The sequence below is a fragment of the Paenibacillus sp. J22P218 genome, assembly GCF_056269195.1.
On the sequence record NZ_JBWDNL010000002.1, the window covers coordinates 56,110 to 74,377 of the forward strand.

Annotated in this window: 14 protein-coding genes; 13 read left to right on the forward strand and 1 reads right to left on the reverse strand. The window is 51.3% G+C overall.

The features are described from left to right. Window positions 1–103: 103 nt before the first annotated feature. The 12 genes from AC0YN0_RS09020 (at window position 104) to AC0YN0_RS09075 (ending at window position 16,346) form a co-directional block, all read left to right on the forward strand. Complete coding sequence (locus tag AC0YN0_RS09020) at window positions 104–1,219, forward strand: HD-GYP domain-containing protein (RefSeq protein WP_442050639.1); 1,116 nt, start codon at window positions 104–106, stop codon at window positions 1,217–1,219. A 287-nt stretch (window positions 1,220–1,506) separates the two neighbouring features. Beyond that, window positions 1,507–2,676 (forward strand): radical SAM/CxCxxxxC motif protein YfkAB, encoded by a 1,170-nt coding sequence (gene yfkAB / locus AC0YN0_RS09025; protein WP_475820972.1) that lies wholly within the window; start codon window positions 1,507–1,509, stop codon window positions 2,674–2,676. Between the two features lie 103 nt (window positions 2,677–2,779). After that, on the forward strand, window positions 2,780–3,811 hold the full coding sequence (gene ytvI / locus AC0YN0_RS09030; protein WP_475820973.1) for a sporulation integral membrane protein YtvI: 1,032 nt from the start codon (window positions 2,780–2,782) through the stop codon (window positions 3,809–3,811). Window positions 3,812–3,924: 113 nt separating this feature from the next. After that, complete coding sequence (locus AC0YN0_RS09035) at window positions 3,925–5,088, forward strand: glycosyltransferase family 4 protein (RefSeq protein ID WP_475820974.1); 1,164 nt, start codon at window positions 3,925–3,927, stop codon at window positions 5,086–5,088. Window positions 5,089–5,294: 206 nt separating this feature from the next. Continuing rightward, a complete protein-coding gene (locus tag AC0YN0_RS09040) occupies window positions 5,295–6,335 on the forward strand; it encodes a FecCD family ABC transporter permease (RefSeq protein ID WP_475820975.1) in 1,041 nt (346 codons plus the stop codon). A gap of 2 nt (window positions 6,336–6,337) precedes the next feature. Continuing rightward, entirely contained in the window at window positions 6,338–7,369 is a 1,032-nt protein-coding gene (locus tag AC0YN0_RS09045; protein ID WP_475820976.1) for a FecCD family ABC transporter permease, read from the forward strand. A 177-nt stretch (window positions 7,370–7,546) separates the two neighbouring features. Next, on the forward strand, window positions 7,547–13,432 hold the full coding sequence (locus AC0YN0_RS09050; RefSeq protein ID WP_475820977.1) for a WIAG-tail domain: 5,886 nt from the start codon (window positions 7,547–7,549) through the stop codon (window positions 13,430–13,432). Between the two features lie 171 nt (window positions 13,433–13,603). Further along, window positions 13,604–14,953: a glycosyltransferase family 2 protein gene (locus AC0YN0_RS09055; protein ID WP_475820978.1), complete on the forward strand. Its 1,350-nt coding sequence runs from the start codon at window positions 13,604–13,606 to the stop codon at window positions 14,951–14,953. Between the two features lie 105 nt (window positions 14,954–15,058). Then, window positions 15,059–15,349: a nucleoside-diphosphate sugar epimerase gene (locus AC0YN0_RS09060; protein WP_442050647.1), complete on the forward strand. Its 291-nt coding sequence runs from the start codon at window positions 15,059–15,061 to the stop codon at window positions 15,347–15,349. A 22-nt stretch (window positions 15,350–15,371) separates the two neighbouring features. Then, entirely contained in the window at window positions 15,372–15,716 is a 345-nt protein-coding gene (locus AC0YN0_RS09065; protein WP_475820979.1) for an alpha-helical endospore appendage domain-containing protein, read from the forward strand. Then, a complete protein-coding gene (locus AC0YN0_RS09070) occupies window positions 15,713–16,096 on the forward strand; it encodes a hypothetical protein (RefSeq protein ID WP_475820980.1) in 384 nt (127 codons plus the stop codon). Before AC0YN0_RS09065 ends, AC0YN0_RS09070 begins: the two co-directional genes overlap by 4 nt. Continuing rightward, entirely contained in the window at window positions 16,083–16,346 is a 264-nt protein-coding gene (locus AC0YN0_RS09075) for a hypothetical protein (protein ID WP_475820981.1), read from the forward strand. The genes AC0YN0_RS09070 and AC0YN0_RS09075 overlap by 14 nt, the downstream gene beginning before the upstream one ends. A 5-nt stretch (window positions 16,347–16,351) precedes the next feature. On the opposite strand, the gene AC0YN0_RS09080 is transcribed toward AC0YN0_RS09075, so the two are convergent. Beyond that, on the reverse strand, window positions 16,352–17,374 hold the full coding sequence (locus AC0YN0_RS09080) for a beta-ketoacyl-ACP synthase 3 (protein WP_475820982.1): 1,023 nt from the start codon (window positions 17,372–17,374) through the stop codon (window positions 16,352–16,354). Window positions 17,375–17,536: 162 nt separating this feature from the next. Between AC0YN0_RS09080 and AC0YN0_RS09085 the strand changes: the two genes are divergently transcribed. After that, window positions 17,537–18,265 carry a YhcN/YlaJ family sporulation lipoprotein gene (locus AC0YN0_RS09085; protein WP_475820983.1) on the forward strand — a complete coding sequence of 243 codons (729 nt, stop codon included), beginning with the start codon at window positions 17,537–17,539 and terminating at the stop codon, window positions 18,263–18,265. The last annotated feature ends 3 nt before the right edge of the window (window positions 18,266–18,268 follow it).

Below are 18,268 nucleotides of genomic sequence, written 5' to 3' on the forward strand. Positions count from 1 at the left end.
AGAAAATGGTTGCGAAATCCCCGTTTTTCCCGTACATTAACATTACGAACGGCTTTTTCCGATGAAAGTATTGAGGAGACCATTTGGGGGAAGGATCGAGAAAATGCGTTTGGTGCCGATTACAAAATGCGAGCCGGGGATGAAGCTTGCCAAAAAAATATTTTCACAAGAGGGCATGGTGCTTCTCGGCGAGAATATAGAGCTAACCCAAAGACTAATAACCCGCCTGGCGCAGTGCGGGATACAATACGTATACATATCCGATGCAAGAACGGATGACATTGTGTTGCCGTCATTAATTAGTGAAGATACGATTCGTGTCGCTTTGAAGGACATAAAGTCGAATTTTCGCGAGATGATGGATCGCCCAAAGAAGAAAAAAGGGGTAACATACCCCTATATTGCTCAGCCCTTTAAGCAAATGATGAATATGATTATAGACGATCTCTCCGGGCATCAGGATGCAATGATTATGCTTATGGATATGGGGTCGGTCGACCATTATCTATTCCAGCATTCGCTTAATGTGTGCGTCTATACCACGCTGCTCGGCATGTCGCACGGATATTCGCGCGAAGAGCTGATGACGCTTGGCATGGGCGCGCTTCTGCATGACATTGGAAAGACGCAAATATCGATCGATGTTCTGAAGAAGCCGGGCTCTCTGACGGAAGAGGAATTCCAGGCCATGAAGCAGCATGCGCGAATAGGTTATGAGCTGCTGAAGGATGAGCCTAACTTGCCGCTTCTTGTGGCACATTGCGCCTTCCAGCATCATGAACGGTTGGACGGAAGCGGTTATCCGCGGGGCATTAAGGGCGATGAAATCCATGATTATGCGAAGTGGATTGGACTCGTCGATTCCTATGACGCGATGACGACGAACCGGATTTACCGAGCTCCAATGCTGCCGCATCACGCGATCGAGCGCCTGTATGCAGGTTCAGGAACTTTATATGAGCAGAAGATGCTCCAGCTGTTCCGAGACAAGGTGGCCATCTATCCGATAGGCATTACCGTTAAGCTGCAGTCAGGGGAATCAGGGGTCGTCGTCGATCTTAACTCGTCCTATCCGCACCGGCCAATTGTGCGCGTGCTGAACAACGAGGCAGGAGAGCAGCTGGCCGTTCCGTACGAAATCGATTTGTCGAAGCAATTGACGGTTATGATCACACATGTGAATGATGACCCGACGGACAAGCTTGTGTCAGGGATCTAGCATCCGAGATCATATAGAAACGCAGGAGTCTGATAAGACGTCTTGCGTCATAACAGGCCAGCCAGAATACTCTGGCTGGCCTGTTATGTTTGATAGGATCGAGTATAGGGGATTGGGAGCCTAATGCTGCAAGCGGACTGCGGCATCTTCATAGTCGTTTACGCTTAAGCTTGCTTCCTGAGGAATCGGACATTACAATGAAATAATAAGCATATCGAAGCTTGTATCCTGTTATATGTTAATATGAAGATATAAAATCCAGTCAATTAAGTCAGGTGCTGATATAGATGAATACTGTTCAATTGCAACAAACAACGACTAGCATAAGCCAGGTGAACGCCCCGTTAGCTGTTTTGCCTCCCTTGTCCCCGGTCAATGATCCGTGGGATCCGATCCGTTCCTTACGCCAGCATGGCCGCCATCGATTGACGAGCGTTGAGATGACGGTATCGAATTTATGCAATATGCGCTGCGAGCATTGCGCCGTTGGCGATACGCTTGTTATGGCGGAGCCGCAGAAGCTGCCGCTTAAGCAGATGCTGGAGAGGCTCGATGAGGTCGAGCATCTCGAGACCATAAGCATTACAGGCGGCGAGCCTTCCTTCTCCGACCGTACGGTTCGCGATTATATGGTGCCGCTGCTTCAATATGCGCGCAGCCGCGGCATTCGGTCCCAAATCAATTCCAATGTTACTTTGCCTTATAGCAGATATGAGCAGCTTGCGCCATATTTGGACGTTATGCACATTTCCTTCAACTATACGAATGCAGACGAATTTCACCAGATCGGCTTCGCCAAGGCGGGGCATGCTGTATCAAGGGAAGCTGCATCGAAGCTGTACGATCGTATGATTGACAACGCGCGTCGTCTAAGCGAGACGGGCGTACTCGTATCCGCGGAGTCGATGATAAATTATCGGACCTTCGATAAGATCGATGAAATTCATAGACTAATCGTTGAAATGGGCTGCAAGCGCCACGAGGTTCATCCGATGTATCCAAGCGCGTTCGCGAAGGATCTGCCTGTCATTACAAGAGAGCAGATGCGCCAATCGATCGAGCTGCTGCTTAGCAAGCGTGATCCATCGATATGGATGCTATTCGGCACTTTGCCCTTCTACCAATGCAGCGATAACCAAGAAGAACGCAAGCTGCTTGCGAGACTAGCCTCTGAGCCGAATGTTACGGTTAGGAACGATCCTGACGGACGCAACCGGTTGAATGTCAATCTATTCACGGGCGACGTTTTCGTAACGGACTTCTCCGACGTTCCAGCCTTCGGCAACATAGCTTCGTCCAAGCTGGATGACTTGTTCGACCGCTGGCTCGATCATTCGCTTGCGCGCAGCGTCGATTGCCATTGTCCGGCAGCCAGCTGCTGTGGTCCGAATCTGCTCGTCAAGGATATGTATTATAAGGATACAGACTTTCATACGAAGACGGCTTTGTTCGATTAAGGGACAATTTTTATATATTCCGATCGATATCGTAAAGCTAAAAGCTGAAACCCGCTCGTATACTATCCGTATAGAAGTTCAGACATCGGAGAGGAGGTAACATATGTCCATAAAAACGCTCGTATTTATAGCAGTAGGTCTATTGCTGCTGTATCTGTTATTTACAGTAGGCGCTCCTTTTCTGCTCGCGTTAATCGTAGCGATCTTCCTAGAGCCGCTTAATCAATTGTTTATGACGAAGTTCCGGATGAATCGGCTTGTTGCGGCTACGATATCCAGTACCATCTTCTCGGTCGGATTGATCGGGCTGATCGCGCTTCTTGGCGTTAAGATTGTAGCCGAGATTATCGCTTTTTTCAAAAAAGTGCCCAAATATTTCGAAGATGCGAACGGCATCGTACAGGAACTCATGGATCAAGCAGATTCGATCTATCAGCATTTGTCTCCTGACGCCGTATCGCAGGTCGAAAGCTGGCTGAAGGGGCTGACGGACAATTTGACGAGCATGGTTGGCTCTTTGTCCAACACCGTCATTTCGTTTGCGTCCAGCATTCCGGGCATGTTCATCTTTTTCATCGTCTTTTTGGTGGCGGTATACATGTTCAGCTTCAGCCTCAATACGATGAAGGCTTCGGTCTTGTCGTTGTTCGAGGAGAAGTCAAGACAACAAGTCGATGACGTGTTAGGCAATTTGCGCAAGTCGATATTCGGCTTTTTACGCTCGCAAATTATTTTAAGTGCCCTGACTTATGTCATATCGTTGATTGGCTTGCTTATTCTTGGCATCAAATACCCGCTTGCAATCGCGCTTTTGATTATTGTTGTTGATATTTTGCCGATACTCGGCACGGGCTCGGTTCTCGTTCCTTGGGGTACATACTTGGCGGTAACCGGCGATCTTTATACGGGGATCGGTCTATTCATCCTGTTCCTGGTCATTACTGTATTCCGTCGTATAGTAGAACCAAAAATACTTGGCGATGCGGTCGGCATCGGCTCGTTGTCTGCGCTCATTAGCTTGTATGTGGGCTTTAAGCTTGTTGGTGTAATCGGCGTTTTCTTAGGCCCGCTCGTTATCATCATCTATATGGCGGCGCGTAAGGCTGGCTTATTCCAAACGAAGCTAAAGCTTTGAATCCGATAGGCAGTAGAGAATACTTCTTGTTCTAGGTCACTTGTATAGGTCATCGATTCGTCCAAAGGCGTATAATACTGCATCATGCGTATGAGCAGGAGGCAGACGTACCAATGGCATCGATGAAAGTAGCGATCGTTACACCCGGATCTTACTCTATTCCTTCACCTATGAGCAGCTCCGTTGAGCGAGTCATAGAGAAGTTTGCTCCGCTGCTGCAGCCGCAGGCGGAACCACGAATATATGGCAAGCTATCCAAGAGGCTCCCCCGCAAGGGGGAGCTTCATGGCGTTGTGTACGAGCGTTTCTCCAAAACAAGCACAACTCGTTACCTTCGTTCCATCGGCAAGTCGATTAAACGATTCAATCCAGATGTCATCGATGTGGAGAATCGTCCTAAATATGTGCTCTCAATGAGACGTTCAAACCCGGGAAAGCGAGTCTGGCTATATTTGCATTCCTCCACGTTTATAAGTCCAAGGCGTATTGCGCCTCGCAACCTGCGCCACTGCCTGCGTGCCGCAGATCGAATAATCGTTAACAGCGATTATTTGCGGGTTGTTGTCGCAACTAAAGTGCCGGATATAGCAGCCAAGCTGCGAGTTATTTATCCCGGAGTCGATACAACTCGCTTCCTATCCCAGTATTCTCCAGAGGGAATGGTCCATCGAGAAGCGCTGCGCCAGAGAGAAGGGGTCGCTCACAGAAGCGTTGTACTCTTTATGGGCAGGCTCATTCCGCTTAAGGGAGTTCACCATCTGCTCAGAATCGTCCCCCAGCTTGCGCTGAGCAACCCTGAGGTGCTGGTCGTTATCGTCGGCAGTCCGTTCTACGGCTCTCACCGCAAGACGAGGTACGCGCTTGAACTCGAGAGACTTGGACGGTTATGCCCCGAGCATGTTCGGTTCGTCCCTTACGTCCCCTACACGGAGGTGGCGGATTGGAATCTGCTTGCGGATGTCGCAGTCGTCCCGTCCGTCGAGCGTGAAGCTTTTGGACTCGTGAATGTCGAGGCAATGTCATGCGGAGTACCCGTTGTGGCAACCAATGTAGGCGGCATGAGGGAAATTATTGAGCATGGCAGCACGGGCTTTTTGGTCGACCCTGCACGGGTTGAGGCGGAGTTGCTCGAGATGCTGCAATTGCTGCTAAGCAACCATGAGCTTCGCCTAGAATACGGTATGCGTAGCCGGGAGCGTGTAGAGCAGATGTTCACCTGGCAGCATACGGCAGACAGGTGGCTGCAGCTTCTTGAGACGGAGGGACAAATGCGCTAACGAATAACGAGAAAAGGCTCGACCAATTCTTCCATTGAAAAAAACGATCATTTCTGATATATTGAAAACGAGAATCGTTATCACTGTATCGGGTTTGTCGTTTTTTTTTTGCTGAAAATATGGTTTATACCATTTGTTAACGATTATAATGATCATCGTTATGTTGTCGGCAGTACAAAAGTTTACATACAGAGAGGTAGTTTCAGATGTCTTCCAAGTCGCAAACCAACGAGCAGCAAGCAGTATCGCTGCGCACGAGGCCGCTGGCGGCCACCGTAATCTTTTTTGGCGGAATAGCCGTATTGCTGTTCTCGCTGGCACTGTCCATCTCTGTTGGCGCCGCCGATATTAATCTATCGACGGTATGGGATTCTATCTTCCACTTTGATGGGGAAAACGTGCAACATCTTATTATTAATGAGCTTCGCATGCCGCGTGCTCTCGCTGGCGCACTGGTAGGAGCTGCGTTTGCCGTTGCCGGAGCAGTCATGCAAGGAATGACACGCAATCCGCTAGCTGATTCAAGCTTGGTCGGCCTTAATGCCGGCGCTGGCTTAATGCTCGCGATTTGCTTTGCGTTCATCCCTGGGCTTTCTTACTTGGAAATTATGTTCATGTGCTTCGCTGGCGCGGCTGTTGCCCTTGGTATCGTATATGGTATCGGATCGATTGCCAAAGGCGGATTGACGCCGGTCAGGCTGACACTCGCAGGCGCTGCTGTTGGCGCGTTGCTGCTTGCCATTACTGAAGGAATTGCGATCTATTATCGGATTGGTCAGGATATGGCTTTCTGGTATGCCGGAGGCGTTGCAGGCACGAAGTGGGTGCAGATCAAAATTATCGCTCCTTGGATTATCGGCGGATTGCTCGGAGCAATCGCGATTTCCCGTCAGATTACAGTGCTTAGTATGGGCGACGAGGTTGCTCAAGGACTGGGCCAACGCACGGGCTGGGTTAAAGCGATATCGATTATTATCGTGCTGCTGCTTGCCGGAGCCGCCGTATCCGTGGTTGGAGCAGTCGGCTTCGTGGGGCTTGTCATTCCGCATATCGCGCGAATTCTCGTAGGCGTCGATTATCGATTCATTATTCCGTGCTCGGCGATATTAGGCGGTCTGCTTATGGTCGTTGCCGATATTGGCGCCCGGATGATTAATCCGCCGGTGGAGACGCCAGTCGGTGCGATTATTGCGTTAATCGGTGTTCCTTACTTCTTATATCTCGTGACGAAGATGAGGAGGGAATAACGATGAACGAATTGTATATTACCGCAACGGAGAAGAACAGGAGAAATCGAGCGATCATCGTCATGACCGTTCTCGGCATTCTCATTATTTCTTCCTTTATTATTAGTATGAACACAGGCTATATCCGATTATCGCCCCTCGATGTGCTGAAGACGGTGTTTGGCTCGGGAACGAGCAAGCAAGAGCTTATTTTGTTCGACTTCCGTCTGCCGCGGATCGTAATATCGGTATTGATCGGTGCAGGCTTCGCTGTATCGGGTGCGATTATTCAAGGCATATCGCGCAATCCGCTCTCTGATCCCGGGCTGCTCGGCATTAACGCCGGAGCGGGTCTAGCCGTTGTTCTCTATATTAGCTTCTACCCGGTCAATGAAGCGGCCCCCTTGTTCTTCATGCCATTCCTTGCGCTTGTAGGGGCTGGGGCGACAGCGCTGCTTATTTACTCGCTATCCTATAGAAGGCATTACGGCCTCATGCCGACTCGGATGATTCTGGTCGGTATCGCAGTTGCCGCAGGCATTAGCGCAGCGATGCTCGTGCTGACGATCAGACTAGATCCGAACGATTATCAATTCGTTTCGGTATGGCTGGCGGGCAGCATCTGGGGAACGAACTGGAAGTTCGTGCTTGCGCTGCTGCCATGGATTCTTATTTTGCTGCCGTATTCCTTCGCGAAGGCGAAGGTGCTCAATGCGCTTAATCTTGGCGACCAGCTAGCAATCGGTCTTGGCGCACGCGTGAACAGAGAGCGATTAGGTCTTATTGCTGCTGCTGTTGGACTAGCCGGCGCGTGTGTAGCGGTTGGCGGCGGCATCGGTTTCGTTGGCTTGATCGCGCCGCATCTGGCGCGTAGACTTGTAGGACCGCAGCATCAGTATTTACTGCCGGCATCGGCACTTATCGGAGCATTGCTGCTTATTGTAGCAGATACGCTTGCGAGATGGGCTTTCCAGCCTACCGATATTCCGACGGGTATTGTTGTAGCGGTTATCGGCGCGCCATACTTCCTTTACCTGTTGGCCAAAACGCGATAAATTACTCTTTTAAAATATAAGAAAGTATAAATTTCGCTGCTTAAACTGTTCTTATATTTCACGGCGATACCGCGGAGACAATTTGTCTCTGCGGTTTTTTGTCGTGTGCCGTGTAGCCAGCCCATGGGTAGTTGCATATATTACCTAAGACATTTCAGGTGGAAGAAGGAGAGGGCAATGGCAAAAAGCAGATCAGGGAAGAGCCCGAAGGGGCGAAAGCCGCTTTTTTATGTTGATAATCCGAATACTTCCGAATTAAAGTGGCTCGATGAGGCGGGAAGGCGCAAGGAAGCAGAGAGAACCTCGCCGTTCAAGCAAGTTGTTCCGGTTGCGAACACGGACGAGGATCAGGAACATGATCAGGATCAGGATGCGGTGAAAATAGCCGCAATGGAATCACCTGTACTGGAGCTTGAGGCAGAAGAAGCAACTGCTATCGATGCTGATCTCATAACGGAAATTGAAGCAAGCGCTAACGATGAAGCAGGCGAGCAATCGGAACAATTGGAGCAATTGGAAGAGTTGATTGATCAAATAAACGAAATCAGCTATGAAGATAAGCTGGAGAAGATTGAAGAGAAGAAAGGGCCAGAAGGTCCGCTGCCATTCATCTACACCGATGATTTGGCCGATCAGTCGATTACCGAAAGCAAGATTGCACCCGGCTCTATTAATAATTCCAAGATTCAAGCGGGCAGCATTGGTTCCGAGCTGCTTGCAGACTTCGCCATCAAAAACATTCATATTGCCGATGGTTCAGTTACTTCGACGAAGCTTTCTCCGGAATCGGTAACAGGTACGCATCTTGCTAACGGCTCCATCTCCGGCGCTAAGCTGCTCGACCATTCCATTGACGGCAGCAAGCTGCAGGACGGCAGCATCAGCTCTGAGAAACTTGCCGATCGCACGATAAGCGCTTATAAGCTCGCCGATCATTCCATCGAAGCGAAGCATCTGAAAGAGCTTATTATTACGACCGAGCTGCTAGGCGATCAATCCGTTACGGCGGATAAGATCGCGAGCGGCTCCATTCAAGCAGAGAACATTGCCAATGAAGCGATTAATAATTCCAAACTTGCCGAAGGGGCGATTACAAGCTCAAAGCTTCGCGATGGCTCCGTAACAGAAGATAAGATCGCTGAGCAAGCAGTTAGTTCAGCTCATGTGAAGCATGGCAGCATACAATCCGAGCATTTGTCCGATGGTATGATTGAAGGTCGCCATATCCTTGAAGCCTCTATTCAATCGCAGCACATTGCCATAGGGACGATTGGCTCCAGAGAGCTTCAAACCGGCGCTGTCAATTCGGGGCAAATCGCCGAGTCGGCTGTCGGCCCAACCCATCTGCAAGCGGGCGGCGTAACAAGTGCTCATATCGGGATTGGCCAAATTATGAGCGAGCATCTATCCGATCAATCGGTAACGACTACCAAGCTATCCGACCAATCGGTAACGACAATGAAGATCGTCGATCAATCGATCACCTTATCGAAGCTGTCTGATCAAAGCGTCAACGCTCAGAAGCTTTCTAATGAAGCTGTACTCAATCGCCATCTCGGGCGCTTCAGTGTTACGTCTGACAAAATTGCCGAATCGCAAGTGTTGCAATCCCATCTCGCTGCCGATTCCGTTTCTTCCAAGCAGGTTTCCGCACAGGCGATTGCGAGAAATCATCTGCAGAACGGCATCATTAATGATGAGAAGCTTGCAGCCAAATCCGTCCGCTTCGGGCATATCGATACAGCTGCCGTAGGGACGGGTCAACTCATCGACGCCTCCGTAACGACAGGAAAGCTGTTGGACCATGCAGTAACTTCCGCCAAGCTTGCCGCAGATGCTGTAGAAACGAAGCACCTGAACGATGATTCGGTAACATTCCAGAAGATCGCCCCTGGCTCTCTAAGAGCTTTCCATCTATCGAAGCAGGCTGTAACCGAGGAAGCGATAGCGCCGGGCTCTGTGAATGGAAGCCATTTGAAACCAGGTGTTGTTGACGTCTCCCATCTGGCAGACAATGTCATAACAACGGATAAGCTGCAGGATGGCTCCGTTACAAGCGGCAAGCTTGCGTTCGGTTCGATAACGGAGCGTTATATCGGGCCAGGCGTCGTACTCTCGCATCACTTGGCCGATCATATTGTGAACTCGCTTAAGCTATCGCCGGAAGCGGTAACGTCCGATAAGCTAGCTGACCTTAGCGTAACGGGAGCTAAGCTTGCGGACGGGAGTGTAACCCATTCCAAGATCGCGCCTGGGACATTGTTGCCCGAACATTTCGCTGACAACTCGGTGGAAGGAAAGCATATTCAACACGGAACGATTCACGCCAGCCATTTGCAACACCGCTCGATTGCTGCGGAGCATTTGTCAATCAAGTCGATCTCGGCAGAGGCGCTGCAGGATGGTGTCGTTACGAAGTCGAAGTTGGCGCAAGGCGCCGTTCACAGCGCGCATATCGTGGAAGAAGCGATAGCCAGCCGGCATTTGGCAGGCCAATCGGTACTCGGCATTCACTTAGGCGAGAACAGCGTTCATGGCTTTCATATGACCGATGGTTCGGTAACGAAGACGAAGCTGGCTGCTGGCAGTGTTGGGGAAGCCCATCTGATGGCGCGCTCAGTCGGAGCGGAAACGGTGCAAAAGGGCGCAATCGCTGGGGAGCACCTCGGACTAAACGTAGTCGCTTACGAGCATCTAACGAAATTATCCGTTGGCCCTGAGCATCTTCGCCCGCAGGCTGTTGAAGCCGAGCATTTGGCGCTCGCAAGCGTAGGCGCCGATGCCATTCAAGATGGGGCAATCGTCAGCGTGAAGCTGGCGCACGGCGCGATTGCCGGTGAGCATGTGCAGCTCGAGACGCTGGCCGGGAAACATCTGAAGGCTGATACGCTTCAAGGCTATCATATTCGCAAGGGAACGATTACAAACGCCCATCTAGCCGGAGACGTGCTCGCGTTCGACAAGATGGCTGACGATATCATTCCAGGCAGCAAGATTAAGATAGGTTCGATTGGATCGAGGCAGCTTGGGATTGACAGCATCGGCAGCGCACAGCTCATGGCAGGTTCCGTTATAAGCACGAAGCTCGCAAATGAAGCTGTTCTCGGCGGTCATATTAAATCGCAAGCAGTCGGAACGGAACAATTGGCGGATAACGGCGTAACGAGAGAGAAGCTTGCTCCGGGAAGCGTCGGAGAGGAACAATTAGCGGCAGGAAGCGTGACCGCACATATTCTGTCGCCCGGAAGTGTCGGATCCGAGCAGCTGCTGGCAGGCAGCATTGTGTCGAGCAAGCTTGCTTATGGCAGTATTCAGGCTGAGCATATCGCCGCAGGCAGCATTAGAACGGAGCAGCTTGCAAGCGAAAGCGTGACAAGAAGCAAGCTCGCTAACGGCAGCGTCGGAACGGAGCAATTGAACGAAGGCTGTGTCACAGCCGAGAAGCTGGCTGCGGGCAGTGTAGGCGAGAAACAGCTAGCGAGTGGCGGCGTAACGCAGGAGAAGCTGTCGCTTGGCAGCGTCGGAACGGAGCAATTGAGCGAAAGCAGTGTGACGGCAGAGAAGCTGGCAGCGGGCAGTGTAGGCGAGGTGCAGCTTGCGAGCGGCGGCGTGACGCAGGAGAAGCTGGCGACCGGCAGCGTCGGAACGGAGCAGCTGTTGAACGGCAGCGTCACATTGGAGAAAATCGCTTTGTCCAGCGTTCGAGAGGAACATCTTGCTAATGGCAGCGTAACGTCAAGTAAAGTTGCCCGCAGCAGCATTGGATCGGAACAATTGGCCGAAGGCGGCGTGACGACAGGGAAGCTGGCGCTTGGCAGTGTCGGAACAGCCCAACTGGCTGAAGGCAGCGTGACGTTGAATAAGCTTGCCGCAGATAGCGTCGGGACGGAGCAATTGCTGGCAGGCAGCGTTGATTCGAGCATACTTGCTTCCGAAAGCGTAAGAGCCGAGCATATTTTGAATGGCACTATCGGAAGCGATAAGCTTGCATACGGCAGCGTGACAACGAACAAACTTGCCTCTGGCAGTGTCGGAACGGATCAATTAGGCGAAGGCAGTGTAACGAATGAGAAGCTGTCGATTGCAAGCGTCGGAACGGAGCAATTGGCGAACCGCGGCGTGACGATGGAGAAGCTGGCAGCAGGCAGCGTAGGGCCAGAACAGCTCCTAGCGGGCAGCATTGTATCCAGTAAGCTGGCATACGGCAGCGTGGGAACGGAGCATATCGTACCCTACAGCATCATCGGGGCGGACCATATCGCGGCTGGAAGCATCGGAGCGGAGCAGCTTGCCAGCGGAAGCGTGACGGCGAGCAAGCTGGCATACAGCAGCGTGGGAACGGAGCACATCGCGCCAGACAGCATCTTTGGAACGGAGCATATCGTTGCCGGCAGCATTGGCGAGGATCAGCTCTCGGATAACAGTGTGACGATGAGCAAGCTGGCATACGGCAGTATCGGAGCGGAGCATATCTTACCGGAAAGTATCGTTGGAACAAAGCATATTGTCGCTGGCACTATTGATTCGGATCAGCTTGCCAAATTCAGTGTGACGACGAGCAAGCTGGCATACAGCATCATCGGAGCGGAGCATATCGTACCCGACAGCATCATTGGAACGGAGCATATCGTCGCCGGCAGTATAGGCGAGGACCAACTGGCAAGCGGGATTGTGACGGCGAGCAAGCTGGCATCCGGAAGTGTCGAAACGGAGCATATCGCCCAAGGCAGCATCATTGGAACCGAGCATATCGTGCCAGGCAGCATTGGATCGGAGCAGCTCGCAAGCAGCAGCGTTGGTACGGATCAATTAAGCCAGAGCAGCGTGACGAACGAGAAACTGGCGTTTGGCAGCGTAGGGCGAGAACAATTAATTAATTACAGCGTTACGACGGAGAAGCTTGCAGCAAGCAGCGTTGGAGCAGAGCAGCTCGCGGGCGGCAGTGTCGGATCGGAACAACTAAGCGATGGCAGTGTCACGATAGAGAAGCTGGCTTCCGCGAGCGTCGGAACAGAGCAATTAACTTATCACAGCGTCACGACGGAGAAGCTTGCTCCAGGCAGCATCGGCTCGGAGCAGCTTGCGGGCGGCAGTGTAACGACGAGTAAGCTGGCGCACGGAAGTGTAGAAGCCGAGCACATCGCAGAAGGCAGCATTATCGGAACTGTGCATATCGCAAGCGGCAGTATTGGATCGGAGCAGCTGGCAAATGGAAGCGTGACGACGAGCAAGCTGGCGCAACGAAGCGTAGGAGCCGAGCATATCGCGGCGGGCGGCATCATTGGCTCCGTGCATATCGCGAAGGGAACTATTGAATCGGAGCAGCTTGCGAGCGGCAGTGTAACGACGAGCAAGCTTGCCAACGGCAGCGTTGGGACGCAGCACTTGTATATAGCCAGCGTGACGTCGGAGAAGCTGGCGCCCGGAAGCGTAGGCGCCGAGCAGATTGCGAACGGCGGTGTAACGCTGAAGAAGCTTGCACTTGGCAGCGTCGGAACAGGGCAATTGCTGTACGCCAGCGTAACGACGGATAAGATTGCGCGCGGCAGCGTGGACACCGAGCAGTTGGCGGACGGCAGCGTTACGTTCGAGAAGCTGGCAGCCGAGAGCGTCGGAACGGAACATCTGGCTCCTGGCAGCATAACAGCCGATAAGCTTGCCCCGGGACTTTTCTTGGAAAGCGGCAGTCGAACATCAGCTCTGAAGCCGGAGGATATCGCCGATCATTCCATCGCAAGCCAGCACCTGCAGGCCGGTTCGGTCGGACTTTCCGCACTCAGCTTCACGCCGATTGTAGCGCCGAACAGCACGGGCATAACGAAGCAGCAATTCGGTCTTGAGCCTTACAGCTTCTCGATGCAAGAAGAGCAGATTGAAGTCACGATTACGTTCGATGAGCCTTTCGCAGGCGACAATTATGTGCTTGTTGCATCAACGGATAATACGGCTTGTTATGCGATTATCCAAGCAAAGACCGAAGAGCAAGCGATGATTACGATCGTTCGTACGCGATTCAGCCGAGTATTGAAAGGCAATATCAACTGGATAGCGATTGGGAAATAATCGTAAATGAATGAGAAGAGACGGTGCAGGTCTACCTGCATCGTCTCTATTTCTATTGCGAGAAAGGAAAGGGCGAACAGGTAGTTGTACAAATGCCGTTGCAGAGCGCTTCCCCGTACATACAATAACGTGTTACCCCTATCATAACTTGACGAATTGGAGAGAGTGCCGATGAGGCGCAAGAAAGATCAGTCCCGTCGTCCTAAACGCCGCCCTGATGCAAGAGGGTCGGTCGCTTCACCGAAAGAAAAGTACAGGCTGGGCTTGGCTAACGGCTATAAAGAAGGCTTGAAAGCGGGCTATGACAGCTACGGAAACTATTTTGACGGAACCAGTATTATCATTGCCTGTCGCAATGAAGCTGAATATTTGAAGCGGTGCATCGAAAGTATTATGGAGCATACGGAATTGCCCTATGAAGTAATCGTTATTGATAGCGGTTCTACCGATCACACGCAACAATACTTGAAGGGGTTGGATGGCCAAGTGAGATATTGTCTTCTTGGCAACGACGCTGGTTTTGTGATGTCTGCCAATCGCGGACTGATGATGGCGAAGGGAACGACAATGCTGCTGCTTAGCAATCGGATCATCGCAACCGAATATTGGCTGGAAAATATGTTGAATTGTTTGAATAGCGACAGCTCGATCGGTATGGTCGGTCCCGTGTCGAATGGCTGGCAAGGCAATCAGCATAAGGTTCTGCGCTGCGAGAAGCTGGAAGATATGCATGAGCAAGCAAGAATCAACAATGTCATAGATGCTGGTACTAGGAAGCGGACGGAGCGGCTGTCCAAGGAGTGTCTGCTGTTTAGACGCGAGCTGCTGGAGAAAACAGGTTACCTGGATGAGGCGCTTGAGCATGAAGCATTCTGCGAAGAGGATTATAGTCTGCGAGTGAGGCTGCAAGGATACACGCTCTTGTACACGGAAGAGGCCTATGTACATTTCGAGCCTATCTATTCTGATCTGACAGAGCTGGTAGAGCACTATGAAGTGACGAGCGAGGCGAGCACGTCGTCGATGCTTTATTTTATGGACAAATGGTTGAATCCGAATCAAATAATGCGCTATCGAGAAGAACTCGGGTGGACGACGAACCTCGGAGAGGCTGCTTATTACCCCTTGCAGGCCGTGGTCAAAGGAACCGGCAATCGAATCTACTGGATCGAGGATCAGAAGAGACGGCTGATTGAGGGAGAGTGGGAGCGGGACGCTGTGCAGCTGTCGCAGCTCGATGTTAGACGATGGCAGTCAGGTGAAGCAATAACGGCAGAGGAGGCGGCCAAACGCCTTGATATTGTGCCTGGGGCGGCTTTGCACGGATTGGTCATACGCAGCAGCGAAGGGATACTCTATTATTTGGAAAATGGCAATAAACGAGAGGTGGCGGGTCCTGTTGCCGAGCAGGCTTGGCTCTTGCATCTATATCCGACCGCCAATCTATCGGAACAGCAAATAGAGGATCTGCCGTCTGGATTGCCGATTATTGCTCCATGCTCGCTTCGGCAAGCGCTGTAGCCTATAGAAGGTTCTCCGGCTGGAAAGCAAGGAGAGGTTGTGGCACTGCCGGGATCAGCGCATATGATGTAAGCAAAGTGAGTGGTTAGAGAGAGGTGACCTTTTGTGCAAAATTATATAAACGAAATGGTTGAGCATATGGCCCAGTCGAGCGCGGAACTGGCGCGCATCCTTGAGGCGGAAAAGCATGTCGCCGTTCGAATGTCGGATATCGTTCAGGTTATTCCAGATCTGAGGCCGAGCTTCGACGGCGGAGTATCGGCAATCGTAGAAAACTCGCTAGCGGTATCCCAAAATCTTGTCGCTTATTTGAACAGCATTGCGGATTTGCAAGAAACGATAGCTTCACATTTATCAATCATTATTCGAGAGCTTAAGGTAGCTGAAGAAGAATGATTAGCGGGGGCGGGGCGACTATATGAATCGTGAAGAAGCCTATTTAAAAATGGTTAGCTCGGCAGCCAGCATGCAGTGGAGCATTGCCTTCATTCTCCAGGCTAAGGCGACTGAAGCGGAGAAGCAGCAAGCTTGGGTCTTGAATCATGTCGAGAGCCGCATCTTTGACAGCCAACAGTCGCAATTGAATCAGTCTGTCCAATATCATGAGATGGTGCTGGAGACGATCGAGGGGATTACGAAGGTAAATCAGAGTATGGTTTCCATCCTGAAGGCAGTCCTCGATAAAGAAGAGGCAAGCGAAGGCTTCGCGGGTATGGAGGGCGGCTTCGGGAACAATTTAGCGTTCGGGGATAAAAGAAGATGAGTACATTATTGACGGAACAAGCGGCCAGAGCGTCTCTCATTAGTTCGATTGCAAAAAGCCAGCATGCCTTGGCGCGAATTTTGGATAGCATAGCGAACGTTGCCGAGCAATCACCCGAAACAGCCAAGCTGCTTCGGGATAATATTCGTATGCTGACCGATATGCAAAGAGCTATGGCAGAAGCAATATTAAGGACAGAGCAAAGCAATCGGGGTAAAAGCCGCAATACCGGTAATAGCCACTCCGGCAAGGCCGGGAAATCAACGGAATCAGAGATGAACCGGAGGAAGACGCTCTGGTCTCCGCACCCTGCTAGCCGCCGTGGAGCGAAGACAGGCAGCTCTCCAAGGAAGGCAGGCAGCCATCATGATAAGAAATAAACGCAAAGCTGCCGGCACTGGCAGAAAAACGTCGAGCCCGGCCTCCTCAGCTAAGCGGACCGGCTACGGAATGAAGGGCAGCCAACGAAAAAAGACGCTTCTACGACGCGCTACGGTGCGACGGAAGCGTCTATCTAGCGATGACAAGGAGTTAACGAGCCAAAAGCACTTCTATAATGAAGGATACAATTCCGGCTTCGCGAAAGGCTTCGAGGACGGTCATTTGAAGGCTTATGATGAGAAGCAGTAGCGATCCTACTGCATGGACCAGCGAATAAGTACGCCCGCCTGCGTCAGTCCTCCGCCGAATCCATACAGCAGCACGAGTTGGCCTGGTTTAACAAGGCCTTCTCGAACGGCGCTATCGAGCGCAAGAGGGATCGAAGCGGCTGATGTATTGCCGTAATCGCCCATGCTCGTAAGCGCGCGCTCCTTAGCAATGCCAGTTCTATCACAGATTGCATCTACAATTCGCATATTTGCGCTATGCGGCACGAACCAGTCGATGTCGTCTGGCTGCAGGCCATATTGGGTAAGCATATTCGTAATGCCTTCCGACACTTGTGTAATCGCCCACTTGTAAACTTCTTGACCGTTCTGCACCAATCTGCCGCTCTGCTGTAGCGGATGCTCACCAATCGAAGGTGCCAGTCCGCTTAAATAGACCTGATGCCCGAGCGAGCCGTCTGTAGTGGAATACATGGCGGTAACGTTACCGCTCCCCGCGGAGTCTTTCTCCATAAGAATAGCGCCAGCACCATCGCCGAACAGAATGCACGTCGCTCTGTCTGTGTAATCCGTTACTTTAGACAATGTTTCTCCGCCGATAACCAAAATTTTGCGGCACATCCCGGATAGGATGAGGCCGTTGGCAAGTTGAATCGACGAGGCGAAGCCTGCGCAAGCCGCTTGCACGTCCACCGCGCCGCAGCTGACGATACCGAACCTCGTTTGGACAAGCGAAGCGACACCGGGAACGACGGCATTAGGTGTCGTGGTCGCCACAATAATGTAGTCTACATCATCAACACTTACGCCGTACCGGTCAATCATATCTTGAACGGCAGCAATACATAAGTCGCTCGTGAATTCATGTTCGGCCGCTATCCGACGCTCATGAATACCCGTACGCCGAACAATCCATTCATCATTCGTATCCACCAATTTCTCCAAATCACTGTTCGTCATTCTGCGTTCTGGCACATAAGAGCCTATGGCCGTTATGGCGGCATTCGACTGAATTTGATTCGGAGCATGATACGCAGCAGCAGTGCTCATAGCTTAACCCTTCTTTCGGTTTAGTATCAGGTACTAATACTTGATACCAATTTATATTACCAATGAGATTTTGTCAACGGCAAGAATAGGTGTCGTCCGAAATGCTTATCCTAAAAATCGGGCCAACAGTGCTCGAAACTACAGGTTTGGGGGCGAATAAGCATGCGCAGCAAAATGGCAGCTTTGGCAGCCAGCGTTCTGCTCGGCACAATGCTGGCTGGTTGCGGTCAATATCAAGGCGATGTCGGCAACAAAAATATACGGCCTAATAGTGTTCGCTATGATGCAAACGGCAACCTTATAAAGGACAAGCGGTTCGCAAACGATCAAATGAATGAAATGAACCGGGTGAATGGCCGCAGGTTAAATAGCAATAATGTAGTCGGATCGCATAAAGTGTATCGGATGGAAATGAGCGACAAGATCGCTGAACGCATTACTTCTATGGATGCCGTCAAGTCATCGTATGTCATGCTTACGGATTCTAATGCGTATGTTGCCGTTTCGCTTGATGAAAGCGAGCCGAAAGGCAACTCCAAACTGATGAGCCGTTCGAATTACGGGTATATCGGCAAGGACGGAATTAAAATGAGTAAACGAATGAGCAGCCTGTCGACCGGAGAGGATAAGCTTACTGACGAGATCAAGGATCAGATCGCCAATGAGGTCAAGCGGTTGAGCCCAACGGTGGAGCATGTGTACGTATCCGCCAATCCGGACTTTGTCGGCAGGATGAATGGCTATATGAATGATGTGAGACTGGGACATCCTATCCAAGGTTTCGTAGCCGAGTTTAACGCGATGGCCGAGAGGATCTTTCCAGCGAAATCCGGAGACAGCAACGTACTGAACCTTAAAGGAACGAAGCCCAAAACAATCATTTACGATTAAGTT

Excerpts from the sequence above, each read along its gene's own strand:
- ytvI (WP_475820973.1), top strand. The coding sequence starts at position 2,780 with ATGTCCATAAAAACGCTCGTATTTATAGCAGTAGGTCTATTGCTGCTG.
- AC0YN0_RS09020 (WP_442050639.1), top strand. The coding sequence starts at position 104 with ATGCGTTTGGTGCCGATTACAAAATGCGAGCCGGGGATGAAGCTTGCC.
- AC0YN0_RS09040 (WP_475820975.1), top strand. The coding sequence starts at position 5,295 with ATGTCTTCCAAGTCGCAAACCAACGAGCAGCAAGCAGTATCGCTGCGC.
- AC0YN0_RS09085 (WP_475820983.1), top strand. The coding sequence starts at position 17,537 with ATGCGCAGCAAAATGGCAGCTTTGGCAGCCAGCGTTCTGCTCGGCACA.
- AC0YN0_RS09045 (WP_475820976.1), top strand. The coding sequence starts at position 6,338 with ATGAACGAATTGTATATTACCGCAACGGAGAAGAACAGGAGAAATCGA.
- AC0YN0_RS09035 (WP_475820974.1), top strand. The coding sequence starts at position 3,925 with ATGGCATCGATGAAAGTAGCGATCGTTACACCCGGATCTTACTCTATT.
- AC0YN0_RS09080 (WP_475820982.1), bottom strand. The coding sequence starts at position 17,374 with ATGAGCACTGCTGCTGCGTATCATGCTCCGAATCAAATTCAGTCGAAT.
- AC0YN0_RS09075 (WP_475820981.1), top strand. The coding sequence starts at position 16,083 with ATGATAAGAAATAAACGCAAAGCTGCCGGCACTGGCAGAAAAACGTCG.
- AC0YN0_RS09065 (WP_475820979.1), top strand. The coding sequence starts at position 15,372 with ATGAATCGTGAAGAAGCCTATTTAAAAATGGTTAGCTCGGCAGCCAGC.
- yfkAB (WP_475820972.1), top strand. The coding sequence starts at position 1,507 with ATGAATACTGTTCAATTGCAACAAACAACGACTAGCATAAGCCAGGTG.
- AC0YN0_RS09070 (WP_475820980.1), top strand. The coding sequence starts at position 15,713 with ATGAGTACATTATTGACGGAACAAGCGGCCAGAGCGTCTCTCATTAGT.
- AC0YN0_RS09055 (WP_475820978.1), top strand. The coding sequence starts at position 13,604 with ATGAGGCGCAAGAAAGATCAGTCCCGTCGTCCTAAACGCCGCCCTGAT.
- AC0YN0_RS09050 (WP_475820977.1), top strand. The coding sequence starts at position 7,547 with ATGGCAAAAAGCAGATCAGGGAAGAGCCCGAAGGGGCGAAAGCCGCTT.